Annotated in this window: 11 protein-coding genes; 3 read left to right on the top strand and 8 right to left on the bottom strand. The window is 38.0% G+C overall.

Annotated elements, in window-relative coordinates; all coding sequences use genetic code 11:
- Positions 1-146: 146 nt before the first annotated feature.
- The 6 genes from RIV7116_RS22560 to RIV7116_RS35145 all read right to left on the bottom strand — a co-directional run bounded on the left by RIV7116_RS22560 (position 147) and on the right by RIV7116_RS35145 (position 12,021).
- On the bottom strand, positions 147-2,414 hold the full coding sequence (locus tag RIV7116_RS22560) for an OmpA family protein (RefSeq protein WP_371261662.1): 2,268 nt from the start codon (positions 2,412-2,414) through the stop codon (positions 147-149).
- A gap of 81 nt (positions 2,415-2,495) precedes the next feature.
- Positions 2,496-6,533 carry a hypothetical protein gene (locus RIV7116_RS22565; protein ID WP_015120637.1) on the bottom strand — a complete coding sequence of 1,346 codons (4,038 nt, stop codon included), beginning with the start codon at positions 6,531-6,533 and terminating at the stop codon, positions 2,496-2,498.
- Positions 6,526-7,464, bottom strand: a complete 939-nt coding sequence (locus RIV7116_RS22570) for a DUF11 domain-containing protein (protein WP_015120638.1) — start codon at positions 7,462-7,464, stop codon at positions 6,526-6,528. The genes RIV7116_RS22565 and RIV7116_RS22570 overlap by 8 nt, the downstream gene beginning before the upstream one ends.
- A 2,118-nt stretch (positions 7,465-9,582) precedes the next feature.
- Positions 9,583-10,227, bottom strand: coding sequence for a hypothetical protein (locus RIV7116_RS22580; protein WP_015120640.1), 645 nt, complete (start codon positions 10,225-10,227; stop codon positions 9,583-9,585).
- 947 nt (positions 10,228-11,174) lie between these two features.
- Positions 11,175-11,480: a DUF3007 family protein gene (locus RIV7116_RS22585; RefSeq protein WP_015120641.1), complete on the bottom strand. Its 306-nt coding sequence runs from the start codon at positions 11,478-11,480 to the stop codon at positions 11,175-11,177.
- A 280-nt stretch (positions 11,481-11,760) separates the two neighbouring features.
- Positions 11,761-12,021, bottom strand: a complete 261-nt coding sequence (locus RIV7116_RS35145) for an NAD(P)H-quinone oxidoreductase subunit L (RefSeq protein WP_015120642.1) — start codon at positions 12,019-12,021, stop codon at positions 11,761-11,763.
- 1,398 nt (positions 12,022-13,419) lie between these two features.
- Here RIV7116_RS35145 and RIV7116_RS22590 point away from each other — a divergent pair.
- Positions 13,420-14,742 (top strand): hypothetical protein, encoded by a 1,323-nt coding sequence (locus RIV7116_RS22590; RefSeq protein WP_015120643.1) that lies wholly within the window; start codon positions 13,420-13,422, stop codon positions 14,740-14,742.
- A gap of 54 nt (positions 14,743-14,796) precedes the next feature.
- Here RIV7116_RS22590 and RIV7116_RS22595 read toward each other — a convergent pair whose 3' ends face one another.
- Positions 14,797-15,711: a lysylphosphatidylglycerol synthase domain-containing protein gene (locus tag RIV7116_RS22595; RefSeq protein ID WP_015120644.1), complete on the bottom strand. Its 915-nt coding sequence runs from the start codon at positions 15,709-15,711 to the stop codon at positions 14,797-14,799.
- Between the two features lie 1,264 nt (positions 15,712-16,975).
- On the opposite strand from RIV7116_RS22595, the gene RIV7116_RS22605 reads away from it, so the two are divergent.
- Positions 16,976-17,563 (top strand): DUF6658 family protein, encoded by a 588-nt coding sequence (locus tag RIV7116_RS22605; protein WP_015120645.1) that lies wholly within the window; start codon positions 16,976-16,978, stop codon positions 17,561-17,563.
- 129 nt (positions 17,564-17,692) lie between these two features.
- On the opposite strand, the gene larC is transcribed toward RIV7116_RS22605, so the two are convergent.
- Complete coding sequence (larC, locus tag RIV7116_RS22610) at positions 17,693-19,021, bottom strand: nickel pincer cofactor biosynthesis protein LarC (RefSeq protein WP_044291130.1); 1,329 nt, start codon at positions 19,019-19,021, stop codon at positions 17,693-17,695.
- Positions 19,022-19,135: 114 nt separating this feature from the next.
- On the opposite strand from larC, the gene RIV7116_RS22615 reads away from it, so the two are divergent.
- Positions 19,136-19,789 (top strand): L-threonylcarbamoyladenylate synthase, encoded by a 654-nt coding sequence (locus RIV7116_RS22615; RefSeq protein ID WP_015120647.1) that lies wholly within the window; start codon positions 19,136-19,138, stop codon positions 19,787-19,789.
- The last annotated feature ends 211 nt before the right edge of the window (positions 19,790-20,000 follow it).

A 20,000-nucleotide genomic window follows, 5' to 3' on the forward strand; every position in this document is an offset into this window, starting at 1 on the left:
TCCCCATGTAAGCCGGAGGCTTTCTCGCAGAGTGCGACTACTGTAAGCGTTCACGCAGAGTACCCGAAGGGTTAGTATTTTTCTCAACAACTATCAACTTTCACCCAGAGGGTGTGGATCATCAACCATCAACTAACAACTAACTCTTACCTTCCTTCGATTTGTAAATCTTGCTCCTGGTCAATGATTTCGATGTCTATACCCCTAATATCCTTAAAGATAATTTCAGTACGTCGATCGCGTGCGTAATCTACAACGTCCGTACCTCCGGGAACCTTACGTTGGGTTTCACCAAAGGAGCGTATGGTCATTCTTTCTGGTGCAATTCCCTTCCGCAACAGATAATTTCTTGTAGACAATGCTCTTCGTTTACCCAGTGCTTGGTTATAAGCATTACTAGCTCTAGGGTCTGTATGACCTTGCAGTTCTATAACAATGAAAGGATATTGTTTGAGAACTTCTGCAACTTTGTCTAGTATTTGGGCACTTTCGTCACTAATGAAAGATTTATCTAAAGCAAAGTGAATGTTGCGTGGGACTTCGATCTTGACTGGATCTGGTGGTGTTTCGTCCGGTGTAAGTGGTGGTGGTGGTTCTATTTCCGGTGGTGGTGTCGGTTTAGAAACGCACTCAGGAGGATTAATCGGTTCAATCGGGGGCGTAACGTTGACATTCGGTGGAGTATCAATCGTACCAATCTTTGTAGCTACTGCCGGTTCTGAGGTTCCGTACTCTGGGTCAGTTGCGATCGCGCTGATCATGTCCCCTGGCTGTACGTTTTCCACTTGAGCGGTAAATTCGCCGTCTTCGCCGACATTAACTATGGTCAGTGGTTCTGTTAAAGCACCGTATCCAGGTTGGTATATAGCTTCTAATCCTCGCTGATAGTCAGAAAGCCGATAAATTGCAACTTCGCTGCCTTTATCAGCTCTACCTGTAATAATGGCGCTGCTGCCATTGGGTGCAAACGCTTTTTCGCTAAATCGCGGAGCGTTGATTGCAGCATTCCCCGTATCTTTACGCCGATTGCCAGAGTTCCGTTTGGGGTTTGGCCCATCTCCGCGCTGAAAGTCAATTACTCCCAGGTTTCTCTGGCTGTTGAGGTCAATACTCAATCCTTCTAATGCGGCAAATTTATTGTTGCGAATCTCGTTCTTTTTCGCTACACCTCTTCTACCGACATCGTTATGAGGAAATGCCGTAACTACTACTCCGGGTCCGGCTTGATGGTCAATTTCGTTACCGAGTACCTGATGCTCGCTGCCCATGACGAAAACAGCAGCCCTTCTTAATCTTCTGCCGTTATAGGTAATTTTATTATTCTGTACTAATATCTTGCCTTGAGGTTTGAATAAATACACCCCCGCGCCGTCGTTTGCACAGATTAAATTCCCCAAAATCTGCGAATTATCAACTACTCCTTCAAATCGCAAAGCATCGGGCATTCCGTCGATACCGTTACCCACAATGATGTTTTGCACAACCTGAGTATTTTCGGCTCGTACTGAAGTAATAATTGCACTACCTGCGTGGTAAGAAATCCGATTTTTACGAATAGTCGCTCCTTGGCTGTTAAAAGCGTAAACACCAAAAGCTGAAAGTTGGTCGGGTACCCTTTCATCTTGAGTTATACCCAGCCAGTTATTTTCAATGACTACGTTTTTGGGAGGAACGTCTCGTTCCCGAAACGGAAAACTACTTGCGGGTGGTTTTTGTTGACTGATATCCGGAGGCGGGTTGCGGTGAGCAATTACAATATCCCCTGGTGGAGTTGTCAGTGTTGCTGGTTCTGGTTTACCGTCGTAAATCAACCCGCTTCCCAACTGTTGCTTGATGGGTTCGGCGTTGAAACCGTACATATTCAAACCGCGAATAGTGATATTATCCGCAACCACCGTTAAACCGCGAAATACTTCTGTTCCGGTTGCCGGTTTAATTGTCACCAAGGGAATGGGGATGGCAATTTCCGCAGTTGCCGAGGTATTGGGGTCGTATCCTGGTTGGGTAGTTCCGTCAACCGTTAACCCCGGCGTAGCTAAATCGGGTAACACCGTTTGCAGTTCGATAGTTGTCGCACCGCTGGGTAAATTAAACTCAATACTGCTTCCACCAGCAGTTGCAGGAGCAATTTGAGCTTGTTCGGCACTACTGAGTTGTTCCGGAGTTAAAGTTCCGTTAACAACTTGAATCGCTTCTCGCAAAGTTAATTGACTATCAGCCGTTACCGCACCATCTGCATTACTATTTACTACTGCTCTAACCGCAGGCGCTAAAGGAGTAGTAGTTGTAGGGTTTTGTGCGAATACAGCAGAAGGAAAGAAGAATATGGAAGTTGGGATTACGCAAAATATTTTTTTATTAGGTAAAAGCGAACGAACCATAGGTAAAAGCAAAAAAATTACCTTTAACCGCATTCCTCTAACCGTATTACTTTTTGACCTTTTTTTGGGCATTGCTCGCTCCTATAACACCACATTTGACAAATATTTCAACAGCTAGTTTTTCAGGTTATTTATCAGCTTGGTTCGGGAAGCTTTATTTTGAGGAATTCTCGATTGAGTATTACTTGTTGGTAATTGCTCAGTTCCCTGTTTCTTTAAGCGATTAACCAACTCCTGGGATTGATTTTTCTTCAAACGTTCGCTTAATTTGGTTTGAGGTTTCTTAGACTGTGTTTGAGAACCGTCTCTTACCAAAGGTGAAACCTCCGATTCCTGTTCCTGCTTTGGCACTGGTTTCTGCAAGCCAAATCCGCCAAACAATTCGTTAAGCTTCAAGCTGACATTCAGATACAATCCACCTTCCGAGCGATATCCGGTAAAGTCGCGGTCATCAACGCTACCAAAGGCATAACCCACTCCCAAACGCAAATCTGGAGTCAGGTAATATCCGCCTTCTACCGCGATTCCAAATTCGTCGAAATCCGCATTATTATTGGAATTTTGACCAATCCAGCGCCCTTCTACGGCTAAATCGGTACGGTAGCCTAATTTATAAGAAGCTCGCGCTTGTGCTAAATTCACCGTTCCGTCGTAGCGATCGCCGTCAAAATAAGTTACACCATTACGCAGCGCGTATTTACCGAAAAACTCCCATCTCCAAGAAGGTGCGTAAATTGCTTCTGCTGAAAATACGTGTCCTGTAGCTGTAGAACTTCCCGTAAACTGGTTTTCAGGTATGGAGTCAAAGTTTTGTCGCCATTCGTATTTAAGTAAACCGTTAAATTTATCGTTGGTTGGATCGCGATAAGCTAAACCAATTTTTAAATTAGCGGTGTCTCCCAATTCTTCAAATCTCACCCCTTCAGCAGCACCAAAGTTATTTACCGAGGAAGGTAAAAACACGTTGGCTTCACCTGCTTGCTGGAAGCGTGCCAATGCTGTTAATGCAGGAGTTATTTTACCTGCCGCACCGACGGAAATAAATGTGGTTTCACCTTCGTCACCATCGCGGAATTCAAAGCGACCGCTAGCTTTAAAATCTGGATTGTCGGTATAATCTAAGCCGACGCTGTACACCGAACCGGCAAATAATCCCAAAGAGGCGGCATCTTGTCCTACAGCGTAATATTGCGGTATTCTGTCTCCTGCTGCGGTGGAGTTAAAGATATTTCTGAATACGTATTGATAACCCAAACTCAAGCGCAATCCCGGCGCGATGGGCATTCCGTGATTAACTCCTAAAGCACCTTGTCCCTGCAAGCCGTTGAAGCCAGATAATACCGAATAGCGTCCGTTAAAGGTAGTGTCTTTGGCTAAGTTGTAATCAACTAAAGTATCTAAAGTAGTCAGGGAATTCCCTTCTAACAAGCTCGTATCGTCGTACCATTGATGCGCCAGTCTAAAAGTAACACCTTCAAACGCCTGCCAATCCAACCCTAAAGTAGTTCTGTTGGGATACAGGGGATCGGAACCATCAATGTTAGCTTCATTCTGAGCTTGGAAAGTCAAAGATTGAGTCAAAGGAACTTTCAACCGCGACACAATTTGTTCCGCATCGCCGTTCAATTCATTATTTACACTATCTTCCCGCGAACGATTGACATATTCAACGCTGGCATCGGCAAAGCCCAACTTTTGTAAAATACCCGCTCGGAAAGTCTTCAATTCGTTATCTAACGCTTCCCCAGGACGCGCTTGGGGCTGTGGATCGAATAAATCGAAGAAATTAACTAAACCCGTACTAGCTCGACCAAAGTTTTCTTCCACATCGTAGGATACGCCTAAAGTTGTGGTGTTAGTTAACTTAGCGAGTAAACCAGCACCGTAACGAGTTTGTCCGGGAGAAAAACTGAATGTAGCATTGTTGTTAAAATTCTCCTCGACTGAACGGTAGTAAGCATTTAAATTTATGCGGTCGTTTAAATTACCAATAGCTTCGATACGGTAAGCATTTCCAGTTAGTTCGTCGCCACTGCCGGTATCGCTTTCGGACCTGGCATATTCACCAAGAATCCTACCAAAACGACCGAATGATAGCAGAAAATCCGCTCCATACAGTTCAAAATCTCTATCTCCCTGGTCTTCTCTTAAATAAGAACCGGCGATAAAAGATTTACTATTGTAATTCTGCGAAATATTAAACTGTACCCGTCCACCATAGATATCGCCGTCTTCATCATCTTCAGGCTGATAGGTAACCACAACTTGTCTTTGCAGAGTTGCTCCAAAAGCATTAAGTTCTGTTGCCAATATTGGACTCAAGAGCCTAATTGTGCCTCGGTCGTAATCGATGTCATAATCTCGACCGCGATATAGTTGCTGTCGCTTGACAATAGTACCCGGACGGTTGATTTCTTCAGCTTCTAGATAAACGCTTTCACTTCCAGGAACCAACAACCGTCGCGATAAAAAGTAATTACCGCTGATACCTTGAGGAGTGAAAGTATCTCGTTGGAAACCCTCCACGTTATTGGCATATAAACCAGTTATCTGCAAAGGACCTAAACTGTAATTACCTTTAAAACCGTGCAGTGCCCTCGAAGTTCCACCATATAGCTGCGAAGGTCGAGAAAATTCCTCGGTTCTGTAATCCCCCCACATCGCATAATCGGGGTCTCCACCAGGAATTTTAGAACTGCGCTCAAAACGAGCGTAAAAACTATCTATCGAAGGTGTCGTCGGAGTCACCGTAGAACTATCACCATATACAGGATAGTTTTGTTCGCAAAACTGAATCCCACCAAACAACCTGTTTCTACCTTCACAATCCTGGTTAATTGGTCGTTCGCTGTTAAACGCACCGGTAAACAGCCACTCACCAACTTTACCCGTCGCAAATATCTGAGAATCTAAATCTACTTCGGTTCCATCATCCGCATCTGGATCGAGGAATTCTCTCCGACTACCCCAGAAGTTTGTACCTCTAGCACCAACACGGAGATTGATAATACCCGTAACTAATGAAGGACGCAAGTAGGTGGTGAATTCTACTTGTGTATATGCTTCTATAGGTTGAGACACTAGTTCGTTATTAAATAGTCTTGTGTCTCTACCGCTCTCTAATATCTCTTCTCCATCAATTGCCCTCTCTCTCTGTCTTAAGGTAGATGCAGGCTTTTTGATTTTATGAACAGCCGCTCTAATACGAACGGGTTGAGCTTTTAAACCTGACTGCAAAGTAGCAATAAATTCTCCATTAATTGCCCGTGCTTGGAATCCTGGAGCATCTTTATTTTGGTCGGAACCGATAAATTTACCCGCACTACTTGTCAGAGTTACCTCTACATCCCGAGGAATTACTTCCCCTTCTTTGTTGATGATCTGCCCTCGTATCTGAATCGTCGAACGGCCATCAGCCTGCACTACGGGGTCCCCTATAGGAGTAATCTCCAGTTGGACTTCACTGCGATTTCGTCTTCTTGCAGGAGTCGAATCTTCTTGAAGCGGATTAAGGGGTTCTGCTTGAGTTTGTTGATCTTGGTTCTGGTTCTGGTTTTGCGGTTGCGGTTGCTGTTGCTGCTGTATTTGGGGTTGCGGTTGCTGCTGCCGCTCAAACAAAGACCCTCCTTGGTCAAACATAGAGCCAGAACCAGAGCTTCCTGGAGAGATAGGAGCAACTGGGTCATCTCCTATTTCCGCTAACTTCACCGACTCCTCTAGAGATGGCGAAATGTTAGAAGGCTCTGAGATTAAATCTGGTTCAATATATTCACCTGGGATTTTTTTTCCCGTACCAACAGGCAAAGCAGTCTTAGATTTAGAGGTTGAAAAGACTTCGGAGTCTTGTTTTTTAAGCTTTTTCGCTATCCTCTCAGATTGTGAAGCTTCAGAATACTTTAAGGTTGAAGAGGATTTAACATCTTGACCTTTAACCTCTTTTGCTGTATTCAAAGACTCTTTCAATCTAGAGCCTATAGACAATTGAACCTTTTCATCTGAATCCGCAGCTAAAGCTGGAGAAGAGCAAATTGTAGAAGATCCTAAAACTGCTATAGCTACGGAAATACCTGCACCACCTATTTTCAGCAGTGCAGATAACATAGTATGGTTATCACCATTACTAAATTGCAAGCGAGATTGTTTTTTATTCATTCTTACCCTCCGAAAACGCAGGTGTAACGCCAAAATTCACCCGCACCATACTTCCAGGCGCTAATTTCACCAAACGTGACGGGCTATTTGTCTCAATAAAGTATTTATTCGGAGCCAGGGCGTAGCCTGGTAAACTAGTTAAATCTAGTGCCGCAGAGCGATATCCAGAGATCACATTTGCTAAAGAATACAAACCATTGGCATCGGTAACAATGCGGTTACCATCGTCCATATAAATTACTGCATTCGGCACTCCAGGTTCATTTGGTTGCTGTTCGCCGTCAAAGTTTTTATCGACAAACACCCTTCCAATTAAAGTACCGCAGTCAGACAATATTCCTTGACGAATCCGCAATCTGTGACTAGATTGGTTACTCAGCAAACCTCCAGCTTGTGCTTGAGCCAAGTTTCTCCCGCTTCCACGTATAGAATCTGGAGTCACTTCAACCGCATAGTTAACAACCATGCTTTGCCCTGGTTGCAGAGTAGCAGTCGAACTTGCAGTAAAACTTGTTCCCCGATTAGAAGCATTGATATTTGGAGTGCTAATATCGACTGCCGTATCACCGATTGAACCTCTCAACGAATCAGAAACTAATCGCAAGCCTAATGGCAGCCGATCGGTAATACTTACATTCGTTGCTGGCGACTGACCAACATTTTCAATTAATAACCGATATATAACAGTGTCTCCAGGTTCCGCAGCCGCGCGATCGCCTGTTTTTGTTAAACGTAAATCTGCCGGAGTTGAGCTAACAGTGACTTGGTTAGAATCAACTCTTTCGTCGGGCAAGTTATCAGCACCGCCACTTGCGGTATTCTCTATCACTGTTTGGGCAACAGTCGGTATAATTCCGTAAGTAATAACACTCAAGGAACCAATCGTTAATAACAGGCTTTTACGCCTTAGCCATGAAATTAAAAATGTCATTGGAAGGCATCAATGCAATAAATAGCAAAAGTTTTCTAACGTATAGGTTTTAACTACAAAACCTATTTGTTTCTAATTGTCAAATTCTTAACTAGTAGCAAAGTATAGTATCACTAATCTCCACTAAGTTATAGGTAGTATCGAGGAATTTTTATTTTAATTTCTCCTGCTATGCAAAATGTATATTTTTTTGCAATCAGAGCATATTATTAACAGCTTGTCAAGATTAAAACCAAGTGGATGTATCTATAAATTCCTGTATTCAATTCATCATCTAGTTAGGGATTTCGAGATGAATCTATGAGTTTTATCCCTATTTTCAACTAAAAATAGTACAACAAACATTTCCACACAACTGTATGCATGAAAAATATTTCTTACAACTTTGAGTCGAGTTTATCTCAGTAAATGCACGCCTTTTATTAGGGAAAATAATTCTTAACCGTTGCCCTTGCAGGAATTGTTAACAGCAGAGAAATATATGCTTCGCCAATAAGGAACTAACAGTACTACCTGGTTTACATACAATTGCAGCTGGAAATTAGCTCCTAGATACAACATGTAACTTTCTTGTTAAAAATATTTCGTCTAAATTTCTGTTAATTGAAATGACTTTAATTCTGCAAGTCCGCGATACCAACTAGCATCAGCTAAGAAAAATAATATACGCCGTTTTTTCTTGAGTATTAAATAAAAAATATTCATGTTCATCTCCATGACCTTCACACCACTAGCATAAAATCGGTTAAAACTGAGTATCCCACGTATGGGTTCTTTTTGAGTCAGCAATTACGTCCAGATAAATATTAAAAGTTTCCACTTTAATTATTTATTACCGTGTTACCAAACTTTTTAACACCTGTCGCAATATATATTAAGAAAACAGAGCCGTAGCATCCGCTTGTATTTCAGAGAACCTTTGTTTAGTTACTTACTATATGCAAGCTTCTCCTGAACTCAGCATTTTAAAACTGTCCTACAGACTGCTTGTTTCCAATTTACAGTCTAGACAACTACTTAAAACCTGACTTTGCCGAATCTTTATCTAATAGTTCCACTTAAGTAATATTACTCAGAAAATTCATTTAAGTAATCAGGGTTTTCATCTTATTGTAAGTATTTTTATTGTCTTAGTAATTTTAAGTGTAAATACTACAAGTGTAAATACTGTATACAATATTTATTGGTATCAATTAATATCCGATCGCAACATCTGTCAAAATTGACAGATGAAAGAAATTATTTAATTTTCAAAAAATGATTAAATTATCCTGAAACAAACATATATGGGTTGAATAGGTAAGTAAAGTTGGTAGTCAATAAAAATGTAGCCCTTCAATATTGACTTTTGATAAAACGCTTCGCTTATAATTTTGATAAATTATGATAAAATTCAAAGTATATAGCCAAATGTAACTAATATAACATTTGTATCATTGAAATTGATGTTCGATTAATGTTTAAGTAAATCAATTTGTACTGTTGTTATTATACTTTTAATAAATAGATACACTTATTCTTAAGTGTATTTTGTAATATAGACGGTTCATAAAGTGTCTATTTTTATTTAAGGCTATTGTGTATTTTTTGATTATTTATTTCAGTTATCACTGAAGACAATCTTAAATTTAAAGGTTAATAAACTTTACATATCTAAATTTGCGAAGAAAATACCGATAACTGTTTATTTTCCATAGCAAATATTCCAGCCGATATTCGCTTACACATGTTATCGAAGCGATCTGCGTATTAGACCAAAACCTTTAAAAGTCAAGTGCAGTAGAATTAAGCTAAACAAGCATTGCATGTAGATATCATCGGCAAAAAGCTGTTGCTAGCTTGAATTAGCAATATTTTAGGTATAAGACCATTAATTCAAATTTATTTTTTATTCAGTTTAGATTGAATTGAAAGATTTTCAGCGTTCTTTGTTTTTTTCATGGCAAAGCTGTACCAGCAGAGCAACAGCATTGCCGATAGAATCATCGCAATATTCTTTATTCTCGTAATTAAAAATACGAAATCTAATTTAACTATAAAAGCTAATAAACGTAAATATAAATATAGTTGTGTAAAAAACAAGTTGCGCTGCATCTGTTACGATCGCAGCGCTATTCATTAATAAGTATCGTCGTATTCAGGTGCTTCCATACGTCTTTCCGAACGAGGAGGTAAGAATTCAGCACGACGTACTGGAGTAGATATGGTATTTCCCGAACCATTATAAGGATGAATAACCTGTACCGTTCGAGTAGGGCGCTGTTTCTGAGAAAATAAAGCAGAAACTCCGGCTACCACAATACCGCCGCCAACTGTAAGTGCCATACCTCCTACAGCCCAAAGTATTCCAGATGACCACCAAGGTTCTTGAGGCTGTTGTAAAGCAGCTTGTTGAGCCGAATTCTGGTTTTGTTGGGCGCTTAAGTGCGATTGATAGTAGGCTTGAACTTGAGATTGAAACTGCTGATTTTGATTCTTCAACTGGTCATTTTCCCGTTGAAGCACATCAAGTTGATTTTTTTGACGTTCTAACTGCGTCCGTAATTCCGGCATATCGGAACTTGGAGGAATCTGATTGGGGTATACTGGCAAGCCGCCAGGATAAGTACCAGGTTGAGCCATATAGGGTTGTGCGACTACAGGGGATTGCACTTGCGGGCTATTAAAATTTGGTGTTAAGGAATTACCCGAACCCTTCAATAACAAAAGAGCTGCTAGTCCAGCTACTGCAACCCCACCAATAAATGCCATACTTTCACTCATAACATTTGCCCCTATAACGCGACAAAATTAAAATCATTGATAATTTACACTCTCTCACACTCATTATTTATACCTTAATCGACTTGACTTGTGTAGCAAAAATATAATAGTTCTGAGCCAGTTGATTTTATCTCACTGGCAATAGCTTTATATATTCAAGATCATATCGGTGAAATTGTCTACTACAGACAGTCGAATCAAGCATTATTGTTATGCATCTTTTATATAGTTTTTTATTGCTATCAACATTAGTAATAAAAGTATATTTAATTCATAACAACCCCAAATTATGCTTTAGAATTACGGGCTTCCATGAATATTAAGCAATTTCTTTAGGAATAGCTGTTTTGCAGAAATTATATTTTGCTAGCAATAAAAATACCTGTATAAATAATAATCAGCTTTAGACCATAAATTAGACTTATATGTATTCAATAATCTTACGAATTCTCTTATTAGCTTAGCAATTGTTCAATTTTTATGAAAATCCCTTTGTATCCTCAAAGGAGAAATTTAGCAAATATTTAGGCTTGAATGAGGTTCATTTTGCGAAGCATTCCCTCAGATTATGGCAAATTTATTTACCGCCTATAAGAAAAAATCTTAACCGTAACTCAATATGCAAAGGCTAACTATAAGGAATAATAATATGCGCTATTATATATTATTATCAAAAGAACTGAAGATATTAATAGAATCCGGACAAGTTGAGGTTTCGAGCATAAGTTGAGATCGACTCACTTTTGGTATATAACGCTGTCTGGTTAGAAAATAAATTCAACTTTTAATCATTCCAACTTATTATTCTAATTTCCTTCACGATTTCGACATACTGTAGGAAATTGATTTTGAGATAGAAAATAGAGCGATTATAACTAAGCGAACAGTCGCAAACATAAAGAACTATCTTTTTACCTAAATCTATTGGCTCAGAGCCGTTTCAATTGCTAAGTTCCTTCTTTTTGTTCTATTTCAGCTAGAAGTTTATCTTTTTGTTCTGGGGAAAGTCGATCTAATTGATTTTGCAAGAATGCTTTTTCGTATTCTTCTCGCTGCTGATGGTAAGTCATTTTGTTTCCTACTGCACGGAAAATATAGCTAAATAACCAGCCGATCAAACCTGTTACCAACAAAACTTGGCTCCAGATGCCAGCGCTTAAGTCATTCAAGCCAGCGATTTGAAGAACCACATAAGCCAGACCACCCAAAACAAAAACGCCAAATACAATTCCGATAGCGTCAATGCGTCGCATTTGTTAATATGCCCATGCCTTTACAACTAACATGCCCTCCGATAACTCGGGGGCTTCCCGATCAATCCGCCGATGCTGTTCGCGATGCTTTCCACATATGAGTTTTACTCAGTGTCCGCAGGCAGAATCCCTGTATCCCAAGGAGTATAGTTGTTTAAACCCTTGGTTATCGCGATTGCGAGTAGTGTTCTACTCAGATCTTGATTTTAGCATGAACGGCTGTCCGCAATTCATCCCTGCGAGAAATCGCGGGAGTTCTTGCGGAAAATAGTCAAACTGATTAAACTTCAATTTGTCTTCGTCTAGGTCTGAAATTAACAAACGGGGATAGCAGTAACAAGCCTGGGAAGAACAAAAATACTAGAAAATACATAAAGCCCCGTTCAAAAGAACTAACTGAATACCAGCGAAACTTCATATAGGTCAACACAATAACCGGAATTACTAGCAAATAGGAAACTGCTAAGCCTAAGTAAGTTAAAGGTACAATCGCAGTCTCGATCTGTAAGTTCTGCAAATAATCAAGTAGATTTTGTAGCATCTGTTAGGAGTGAGTCGCTATTTGGGTTGAATCTGTGACATACCTACACTAATTTAAATCGCTTCATTAGTTTAGGCTTCTCAGCGACACCTCTACAAGGACATTAGCTGAGCTTTTAAGCCGTGTGCCTCACGGACTGGCAGGTGAATAAAAAATATTCTTCTGTATTTGTAGGCTGCATTCAAGCATTTTATTAGGATTACAGCCACATTTAGTATTCTACCAAAAATCTAGGTTTGTAATTCATTGCAGCCGCAGCAGACAGCTACAGGCTTGTGTTCATTAAGATTGCCGCAAAGTAAGATTTCTGTTTTCAAATAGCGTTGTATTGATTTTTTTAGAACTCAAATCTTCTATTGCTTGTCACAAGCTAGGTACAGAACGAAAAAATTGAGTAAAAAGACGTTGTGAAAAAAAAAATTTGAAAAATGTTGGACAAATTACGTAATTAATGGTCAAATATATGAGGAGATATTTGAACAACAAGCAAATATCTACAAATTCCCCAAACAAATGGGGGTGTGGCGGAATGGTAGACGCTACGGACTTAAAAAGTTGAGCCTTGCTGAAGAAATTCTTCAAGTGGATGCTCTCAAACTCAGGGAAACCTAAATCTTGTAGAAGACATGGCAATCCTGAGCCAAGCCGAATGATTACGTTAATCTATTATGTTTAACAGTTCGGAAGGTGCAGAGACTCGACGGGAGCTACCCTAACGTAATAGCAGATAATTATTTGATTATTTGTTAAGTCGAGGGTGAAGGGAGAGTCCAATTCTCAAAGCCTTAATAATTGAGATTTTTTAAGGCAGTAGCGAAAGTTGCGGGAGAATGAAAATCCGTTGACCTTATAAAGTCGTGAGGGTTCAAGTCCCTCCACCCCCACTAGTAATGTATAGTTTGATTGCCGTCCCGAAAGTTGTTGCTTTCGGGACTAAATTTTGATTGATAGCCAATAAATACTTAATAAAAAGACAGGTAAAAATATTTTTAGGCAATTCAACCATTCGCCTGGTTGGAAATGCATCTATTAGTAAATTTCATTAATTCTGAGGGGTATACGGAAAACATCAGAAATTATTCTTCCCCTCGCCATCCTTACTCGTCAAAATTAATGAAAAAGAATACTAGCTCTACACCGAAACCTATATTTTCCTGATTTTAATAATTCCAAAAGAATTAAATAATTAAGGATATGGTCGAGTCCAGTATAATTTTTAATTATTAACTTCGGTAATTACACAATTAGATGCAATATTTTTACCCCGCCGTCATAAAAATATCAAATTTATGTGAAAATAATACTTAAGTTTTAAACAATCGATTGATGCTCCTGTTTGTGAAGGATAAGCTAGTAATAACTGCCTTCAGGAGACTTTTGGGTCTTGAGAACCATAACATGATTGTTGATAGCTTACCAAGTATACAGGGTAAAAAGCATCTTCTTGATTTGAATGATAGAGGATTAGATGTGCAAGTTGCACAAGAGAAAGTTTATAGCTTTTTTCTAGAAATTGTTCAAACCCAAGAACCAGAAGATGTTTTGCAAGAATTTAAAGATTTATTCATCAATTGTTTAGATTCAGCTAATTCAAATTCTGAGCTAGGAATATACCAGATATTTGTCGGTAGTAACGAACCGGAGTTTCGCAATACTCTTAAACGGACTTGTTATATACTTATTAATAATTGGGAAAATCGTCGAAAATACAAATATATACAAAAGTTAATTGACTCATTTGCAGAATATAAACCCAAAAATAGTTCAAGCTGTTCTAGAAAAATTAATATTTTTAGAGCTTGGTTAGATAATTTTATTAATAGTAAGGATTGTCAAGAGCTAAATTTATTTGCGATTAGACACGAAGAAAAAAGTAAGCTGCATTGGACAAAGCGCTATAGCTCTTATCTATTACTAGCTCAGTCTACAGATAAAAATAACCCTAAAGAACAGCAACAAGCAGCAAAACGTCTTTCTAAACAACTAAAAGATAAGTTTAAATTTGAGCTAGCAATGTATATTGCTCGATCTCAATCTGCTGCTTCTAATATTAACCGTTACCGCAATCCTAGTATTTTAGGTGATGAAGTTTTACGTTTAATAAAGGTAATTGTTGTTAGAAAAGGTGTATTTAGCTATGAAAATATTGCTAATATTTTCGTAAAACAGACTCGAAACCAAAGTTTACACGAATTTAAACACAGCTTGTTGAAATACTTGATATATTCGATAAATCATCAAGGATTTATCGAGACATTAGAACAGAAACTATCTGAAAAGCTGTTCCGATGGAAAATAGATTACGACCAAGTAGCTATTGACAAAAACTTATTACTAAGAACTAGCAATAAAATCATTGATTGTTTGATATCAGAAAATGGCAAAGAACCTTCACAGCTATTTATTTTATTGCTTTCTCAGGGTAATCCCCTAACTTTAGTAATTGCCCTTCTGAAAATAGTTTTGATTAGCAAACATTCGCGTCGTCATCTCGAAATGCGTATTGCTAATATCATTAATTATTACGAAAATTTTCAGGAAGAAGAATGTGATTGGGTCATTAATTTTATTGAAATATTCAACATTACTTTTGCAATATATGCAGAAAATGTCGAATATAATTTAATCAAAATGAAAGAGCAATCAGCCCAAAATCAAGAAAAAACGAATTTGGATACTTATAGAGTATTTTCTCAGTTAAAATTACATGGTAAAGAATAAATACTGATACTTTTATATGTAAACATATACCAAATTGATAATTGTAAAATAATTTTAGAGAAATCTTTCGTCAAACCAAGCAAGAACAGCAGCAGCAGTTTCAGAAACAATGCTGATTAAACGATACAAAACACTAGCACTGATAATGAGCGCTATAGGAAAAAACTGCTGTAAAAGAGCTATTGCAGTTACTTCAAAGATTCCTAAACCACCAGGGGCACCTGGAATAATCAAACCTAAAAGCCAAGCTAAGCTAAATCCTCCTATTATTAGAGGAATTTGACTTAAATTGATTGGAGCTATTGCATATAAAGTTAAAATAAAGCCAGACGCACGAAATAGCAAAAATCCTAATTCCCCAAGCAAAGGTATTAGTGGGTAACGACTCATGCCTAAAGAAACGCTGCTAATATTGCCAGCTTGAGATTTTTTATTTTTCTGACGATGTACAAAACGGATTACTGGATTAAGAAACAATGGATGAAGTATACAAAGCGCTACGATTAATCCTAATATTTGACCAATTAGTAAAACAATAGAACTCTGCATCAAAGTAAACTGGCTGCATAAGATCGCAATGATTAAAGCTGCTGCTGCCATTAATAATGGTTCGAGTAGTACGCTTATAGTTGCTGCGCTGGTACTAACTCTTAAATCTTTTGCAGCCATAATTCTTCCAATATAATGTCCTACATTACCTGGTAAATATTTGGCTATATTTGTTTTTAGATAAGCTTGAATTAATCTTACGGAGCTTGCTGAGTGATTAAAATCTTTTAAGATCCAAGTCCATACCCATCCAGCCCAAATATGCGCTAGTAAAGTTGCGCCAGTGGCAGTAGCCAAAATTGCCCATCCAGCAGCATCAATACGAATAGCTGCAACTTCTTGCCAATTATTTCTTAAAGCTGTTGCCAAAAAAAACAACGTTCCACCTAAAAGCAGCCAGCGCAAAACTTGCTTAATCATTACTGTAATTTTGCTGATAAAGTTTTTCAAAAAGGCGAACACAACAAATAATATGTTAAATCGACCATAAGCCCAAGTTTTTCTGGTAACTTTATCCAAAATTTTCAATATTCATTTTTAAATTTTTAATTTAGGTTTATTTTATTAACGATTATAGGCACCTCATTTTGAAAAATAGTACTTTATATTACTTGCTTTTGAATAAAGGGAACAAGTTCGATCAAAAAATCGACTTACTGATTTTAAGACATAAGGGTTTTTGGAATTAATAGTCTAATAGTTAATAATTTAAACTAATAATAATATCTAAATTGACGTTAAACAACCAGGAGTTACGCAATTGTCACAAGACTCGGATGGTGCCGTACACTCATTGCCTCATTATTGCGTGCAGAATTAGTCAGTGTACAAGCACCCTACAACAAAATATGTAGTTTGCGTAAGTCCCAATAACAAAAAAACTAAACGGCATATTTTTCTAATAGCGATATCATTTCTAATCTTTGGTAAACTTTATCCAATAAATCCACCTTTAGATAGATTTTAAATAATATAATTTTATAACTAAATATTTACGTATTGTAAGCAAAAATTTTGCCGACACAATTTGCTGAACTAGGGATTGCTTAGACTCATATCTCTCTAAGGTAAGAGAAATATTTATTTAAATATCTTCCAAGAATAAGACTTCCGTTAGAGAAGCTATGCCTTTTTTTCCTGTAAAGTTGGTAACTGATAATTTATTTTTGCAATCTTCTCCAGTAAGAAGCTATTACTTGCCCAGCTTTACATATTTAAAGCATCATCTGCTTTGTTTCCATTAGCTGCGATAAGTTTTCTACGCTGTTTTAACCAGATTAAAAATTTGCGATATCTCAGAAGTTTCACACTTTGCGATTCGTTTAAGATTGATAAAACTTTTTTGGCGAATATATTGTTGTTTATAAAAAGTATAGCTTTTAATGGATGCCAATATTGTTCAGCCACAATGCCTATGGAATAAAGAGTTTAATCGGTTGAATATACTCCAATTTGTAAAGCAAATTTAAGCTATTTGAAGTATAAAGCCTAAGAATCAGCTACTAAATGTAAATAATGAATTCAGCATTAGGCAAATCAATTTGACTGTTGAAAAAATAAAGAAGATTGCAAAAAATAATCTGGAATAATCAATGTTGAATATTAAGCAAATAAAAGTTTAATTTTGATTATTTTTCATTATAACTTAGTCAACTAATCAAGACAGTAAAAAAAGGAGTAAACCATGAATAAATTATTTTCTGCACTAAAGAAAATTCAGATTAAGCAAATTCTAACTGCTTTTGCATTGGGAATATTGCTGTTTGTTACCCAAGCTTGTAGTTCTGTTTCAGCAAAAAGCCCCGATTCTACCTATGAAGGAGGAATGAATCAATATAGCGATGTAGATCCTAGAAGTAAAGGTGCTGAAGCTGCTGCAAAAATGAAAGCTAAAGGTTTGAAAGATAATGCAGAAGTGAATGTCATCGATCAATCTGGTAGCTTAACAGGTAATACTCGTCGCACTTTGGATAAAAAAGCAGAAAATTTGCAAGATTTAGGTAAAAATATCAAAGAAACCGGAAAGTACGCAGCAGATAAAGCACAAGATAATGCTGAAAACTTTGCTGAAGGAACTAAGCGAGGAATTAAGAATATTAAAGAAAACACTTCTGATGCATTAGATAGTATTACTAACGCCGCAGGTGATGCTGCTGAAGATGCTAAATTAAGCACCCAGCGTGCTGCTAGAGATGCTAAATTAGGTACTCAACGTGCTGCTGAAGATGCTGGTAATGCAGTACAAAGAACCATTAGAGATGCAGTTGATTAATAAAAGTCTTTAATTAAGGTATTCAGGTATTGAATTAATTTGAAATGGGGTAAGTATATGTTACTTACCTTATTTTTGTTTGAAATTATAGGGAATATAATTGGGCGATTTACGTTGCACACCCTATATCTAATTTTTTGAATACCAAGTCTGTAATGCTAGCCTGTGAATTTCTTGCCAGGGGATATTATATTTTCGTGCTAATTCAGCACAGTCTGCATATTCCGGATGAACGTTTGTAATTGATTTATTTTGTAAAGTTCCTATCCACGCTACTTTGACTCTAACTTTGCCATATTCAGTTTCTAGCTGTTGAATTTCTCTTTGTAATACAGAACGTTGTTGACTAAAACGGCGAATTCCTAAAGTAGTAGTTTCTCGAAATAAAATCGTTTCACATTCAGTTAACTGTTCTGAATGACAAATTACAGTTAATAAAACTCCTGGACGATTTTTTTTCATGCCTACAGCTTGGGTAAAAACATCCACCGCTCCCACAGCAAATAACTCTTCAAATATATAACCTATTGCTTGCGGACTAATATCATCTATCTGAGTTTCTAAAACCGAAATATTTTCCAAATAAGGACTAGTACTATCTTGATGTTGTTGATTGACTAACTCACTATTATGTTTAGTTTCTTCGTGGGTGATTTTATGCTTGATACCTTTATTTTTATCTTTTTTGCTATTTTCTGATTCTGCCGTTTCACCCAACCAAATACGTAAAATATTTGGTATTTTAAAATTTTTATTACCCGCACCCATACCTACTTTTTCCAGATTCATGTCGGGTGGGGAACCGAATTCTGTTGCCAGAGTCGTTACAATTGCCGCACCTGTAGGTGTTACTAATTCTTTTTCAATACCGTTGCTATAAACCGGACATTTCCGCATTTCCCACAATTTTAAGACTGCTGGTACGGGTACAGCCATAATTCCATGAGCAGCGCCTACAGTTCCTCCGCCAGTCGGCAGCTTAGAGCAGTATAGTAAAGGTAATCCTTCACTATTGCTGTCAATACCCAACCAATCCAAACCCAAACAAGTACCGACAACATCCACAATGGCATCCACGGCACCAACTTCATGGAAATGGACTTTTTCTGGAGAAATACCGTGTACCGCACCTTCTGCGACTGCTAACTGTCGGAATATTGCCAAGCTCCAGGCTTCAACCCTTGGAGGCAAATCCGCTGTTTGAATAATTTGCTCAATCTCTGGTAAATGTCTTTGGTGATGGTGATGGTGATTCTTGATTAAATCTACATGAACCATTACTGCTTGCTGACTTTTGCGGGTGACAAATTCTGCCCATAACTTATACTCTTGCTCAATTCCTAACTTATTGAGATTCTCAACTAAGTATTCCAGACTTACTCCCAGGTTTACTAAAGCCCCCAAACACATGTCACCAGAAATTCCAGTCGGACATTGAAAATAAACAATTTTACTCATGATTACGTCAAACATTTAGTAGCGAACAATTGGCTTTTAAAAGATTTTTAACTAGAAATCTAAAATGAATTTTGACTTTTGAATCCATTTATTACATGTTTTAATTTTCCTTTCATGGCAAAAATTTTTACACTCCATCCTGATAATCCACAGATTCGTCGAATAGAAGAAATTAAGGGAGCGCTACAAAGCGGTGCGGTGATGCTTTACCCCACCGATACAGTCTACGCAATAGGCTGCGATTTGAGCGTTAAGTCGGCAGTGCAACGGGTGCGACAAATAAAGCAGTTAGCGAATGAAAAACCACTAACATTTTTATGCCCTTCTCTTTCAAACGTTGCTACTTATGCTTTTGTTAATAATGCAGCTTATCGAATTATGAAGCACTTGATTCCAGGAACTTATACGTTTTTGCTTCCCGCTACAAAATTGGTACCTCGACTGGTACAAAACCCAAAACGTAAAACTACTGGGATTAGAGTTCCCGATAATCCGGTTTGTTTGTCATTATTAGAAGCTTTGGGCAATCCAATAATTTCAACTTCGGCACGTATCCCCCCCGATGACGAAGATGAAAATGCATGGCTAGAACAAGAACCTTTATCCCGGATAGAGCTATTTGACCGGATGGAAGGATTAGTAGATGTAATCATAGATACTGGCAAAGAACCTGGTGTACAAGTCTCCACTATCTTGGATTTGACTGAAGAACAGCCAACAGTTGTACGTAAGGGGTTGGGTTGGGAAGAAGTTGAAGGGTGGATGTGAGGATTTTAGATCGGCGACTAATACAAATATGAATAGTACAAAAGCGCTTTGTTTATGAAGATGCTTTAATATGCTGGGAACTAAAAAAAGATTTGTCATTGAATTTGTATTTTTCGCTAATTTTGATACTCCAATTCTAGAATTGTCACATTCATCAAGCTAAAATGTTGGTAGAGGTACCATGTAGCAAAGCTTTAACTCATAAGGCTTT

It is taken from the genome of Rivularia sp. PCC 7116 (assembly GCF_000316665.1).
Classification (GTDB): domain Bacteria; phylum Cyanobacteriota; class Cyanobacteriia; order Cyanobacteriales; family Nostocaceae; genus Rivularia.

What these genes read in the sequence shown, in the direction of transcription:
- RIV7116_RS22560 (WP_371261662.1), bottom strand. Translation starts at nt 2,414, where the DNA reads ATGCGGTTAAAGGTAATTTTTTTGCTTTTACCTATGGTTCGTTCGCTT.
- RIV7116_RS22565 (WP_015120637.1), bottom strand. Translation starts at nt 6,533, where the DNA reads ATGAATAAAAAACAATCTCGCTTGCAATTTAGTAATGGTGATAACCAT.
- RIV7116_RS22570 (WP_015120638.1), bottom strand. Translation starts at nt 7,464, where the DNA reads ATGACATTTTTAATTTCATGGCTAAGGCGTAAAAGCCTGTTATTAACG.
- RIV7116_RS22580 (WP_015120640.1), bottom strand. Translation starts at nt 10,227, where the DNA reads ATGAGTGAAAGTATGGCATTTATTGGTGGGGTTGCAGTAGCTGGACTA.
- RIV7116_RS22585 (WP_015120641.1), bottom strand. Translation starts at nt 11,480, where the DNA reads ATGCGACGCATTGACGCTATCGGAATTGTATTTGGCGTTTTTGTTTTG.
- RIV7116_RS35145 (WP_015120642.1), bottom strand. Translation starts at nt 12,021, where the DNA reads ATGCTACAAAATCTACTTGATTATTTGCAGAACTTACAGATCGAGACT.
- RIV7116_RS22590 (WP_015120643.1), top strand. Translation starts at nt 13,420, where the DNA reads ATGATTGTTGATAGCTTACCAAGTATACAGGGTAAAAAGCATCTTCTT.
- RIV7116_RS22595 (WP_015120644.1), bottom strand. Translation starts at nt 15,711, where the DNA reads ATGATTAAGCAAGTTTTGCGCTGGCTGCTTTTAGGTGGAACGTTGTTT.
- RIV7116_RS22605 (WP_015120645.1), top strand. Translation starts at nt 16,976, where the DNA reads ATGAATAAATTATTTTCTGCACTAAAGAAAATTCAGATTAAGCAAATT.
- larC (WP_044291130.1), bottom strand. Translation starts at nt 19,021, where the DNA reads ATGAGTAAAATTGTTTATTTTCAATGTCCGACTGGAATTTCTGGTGAC.
- RIV7116_RS22615 (WP_015120647.1), top strand. Translation starts at nt 19,136, where the DNA reads ATGGCAAAAATTTTTACACTCCATCCTGATAATCCACAGATTCGTCGA.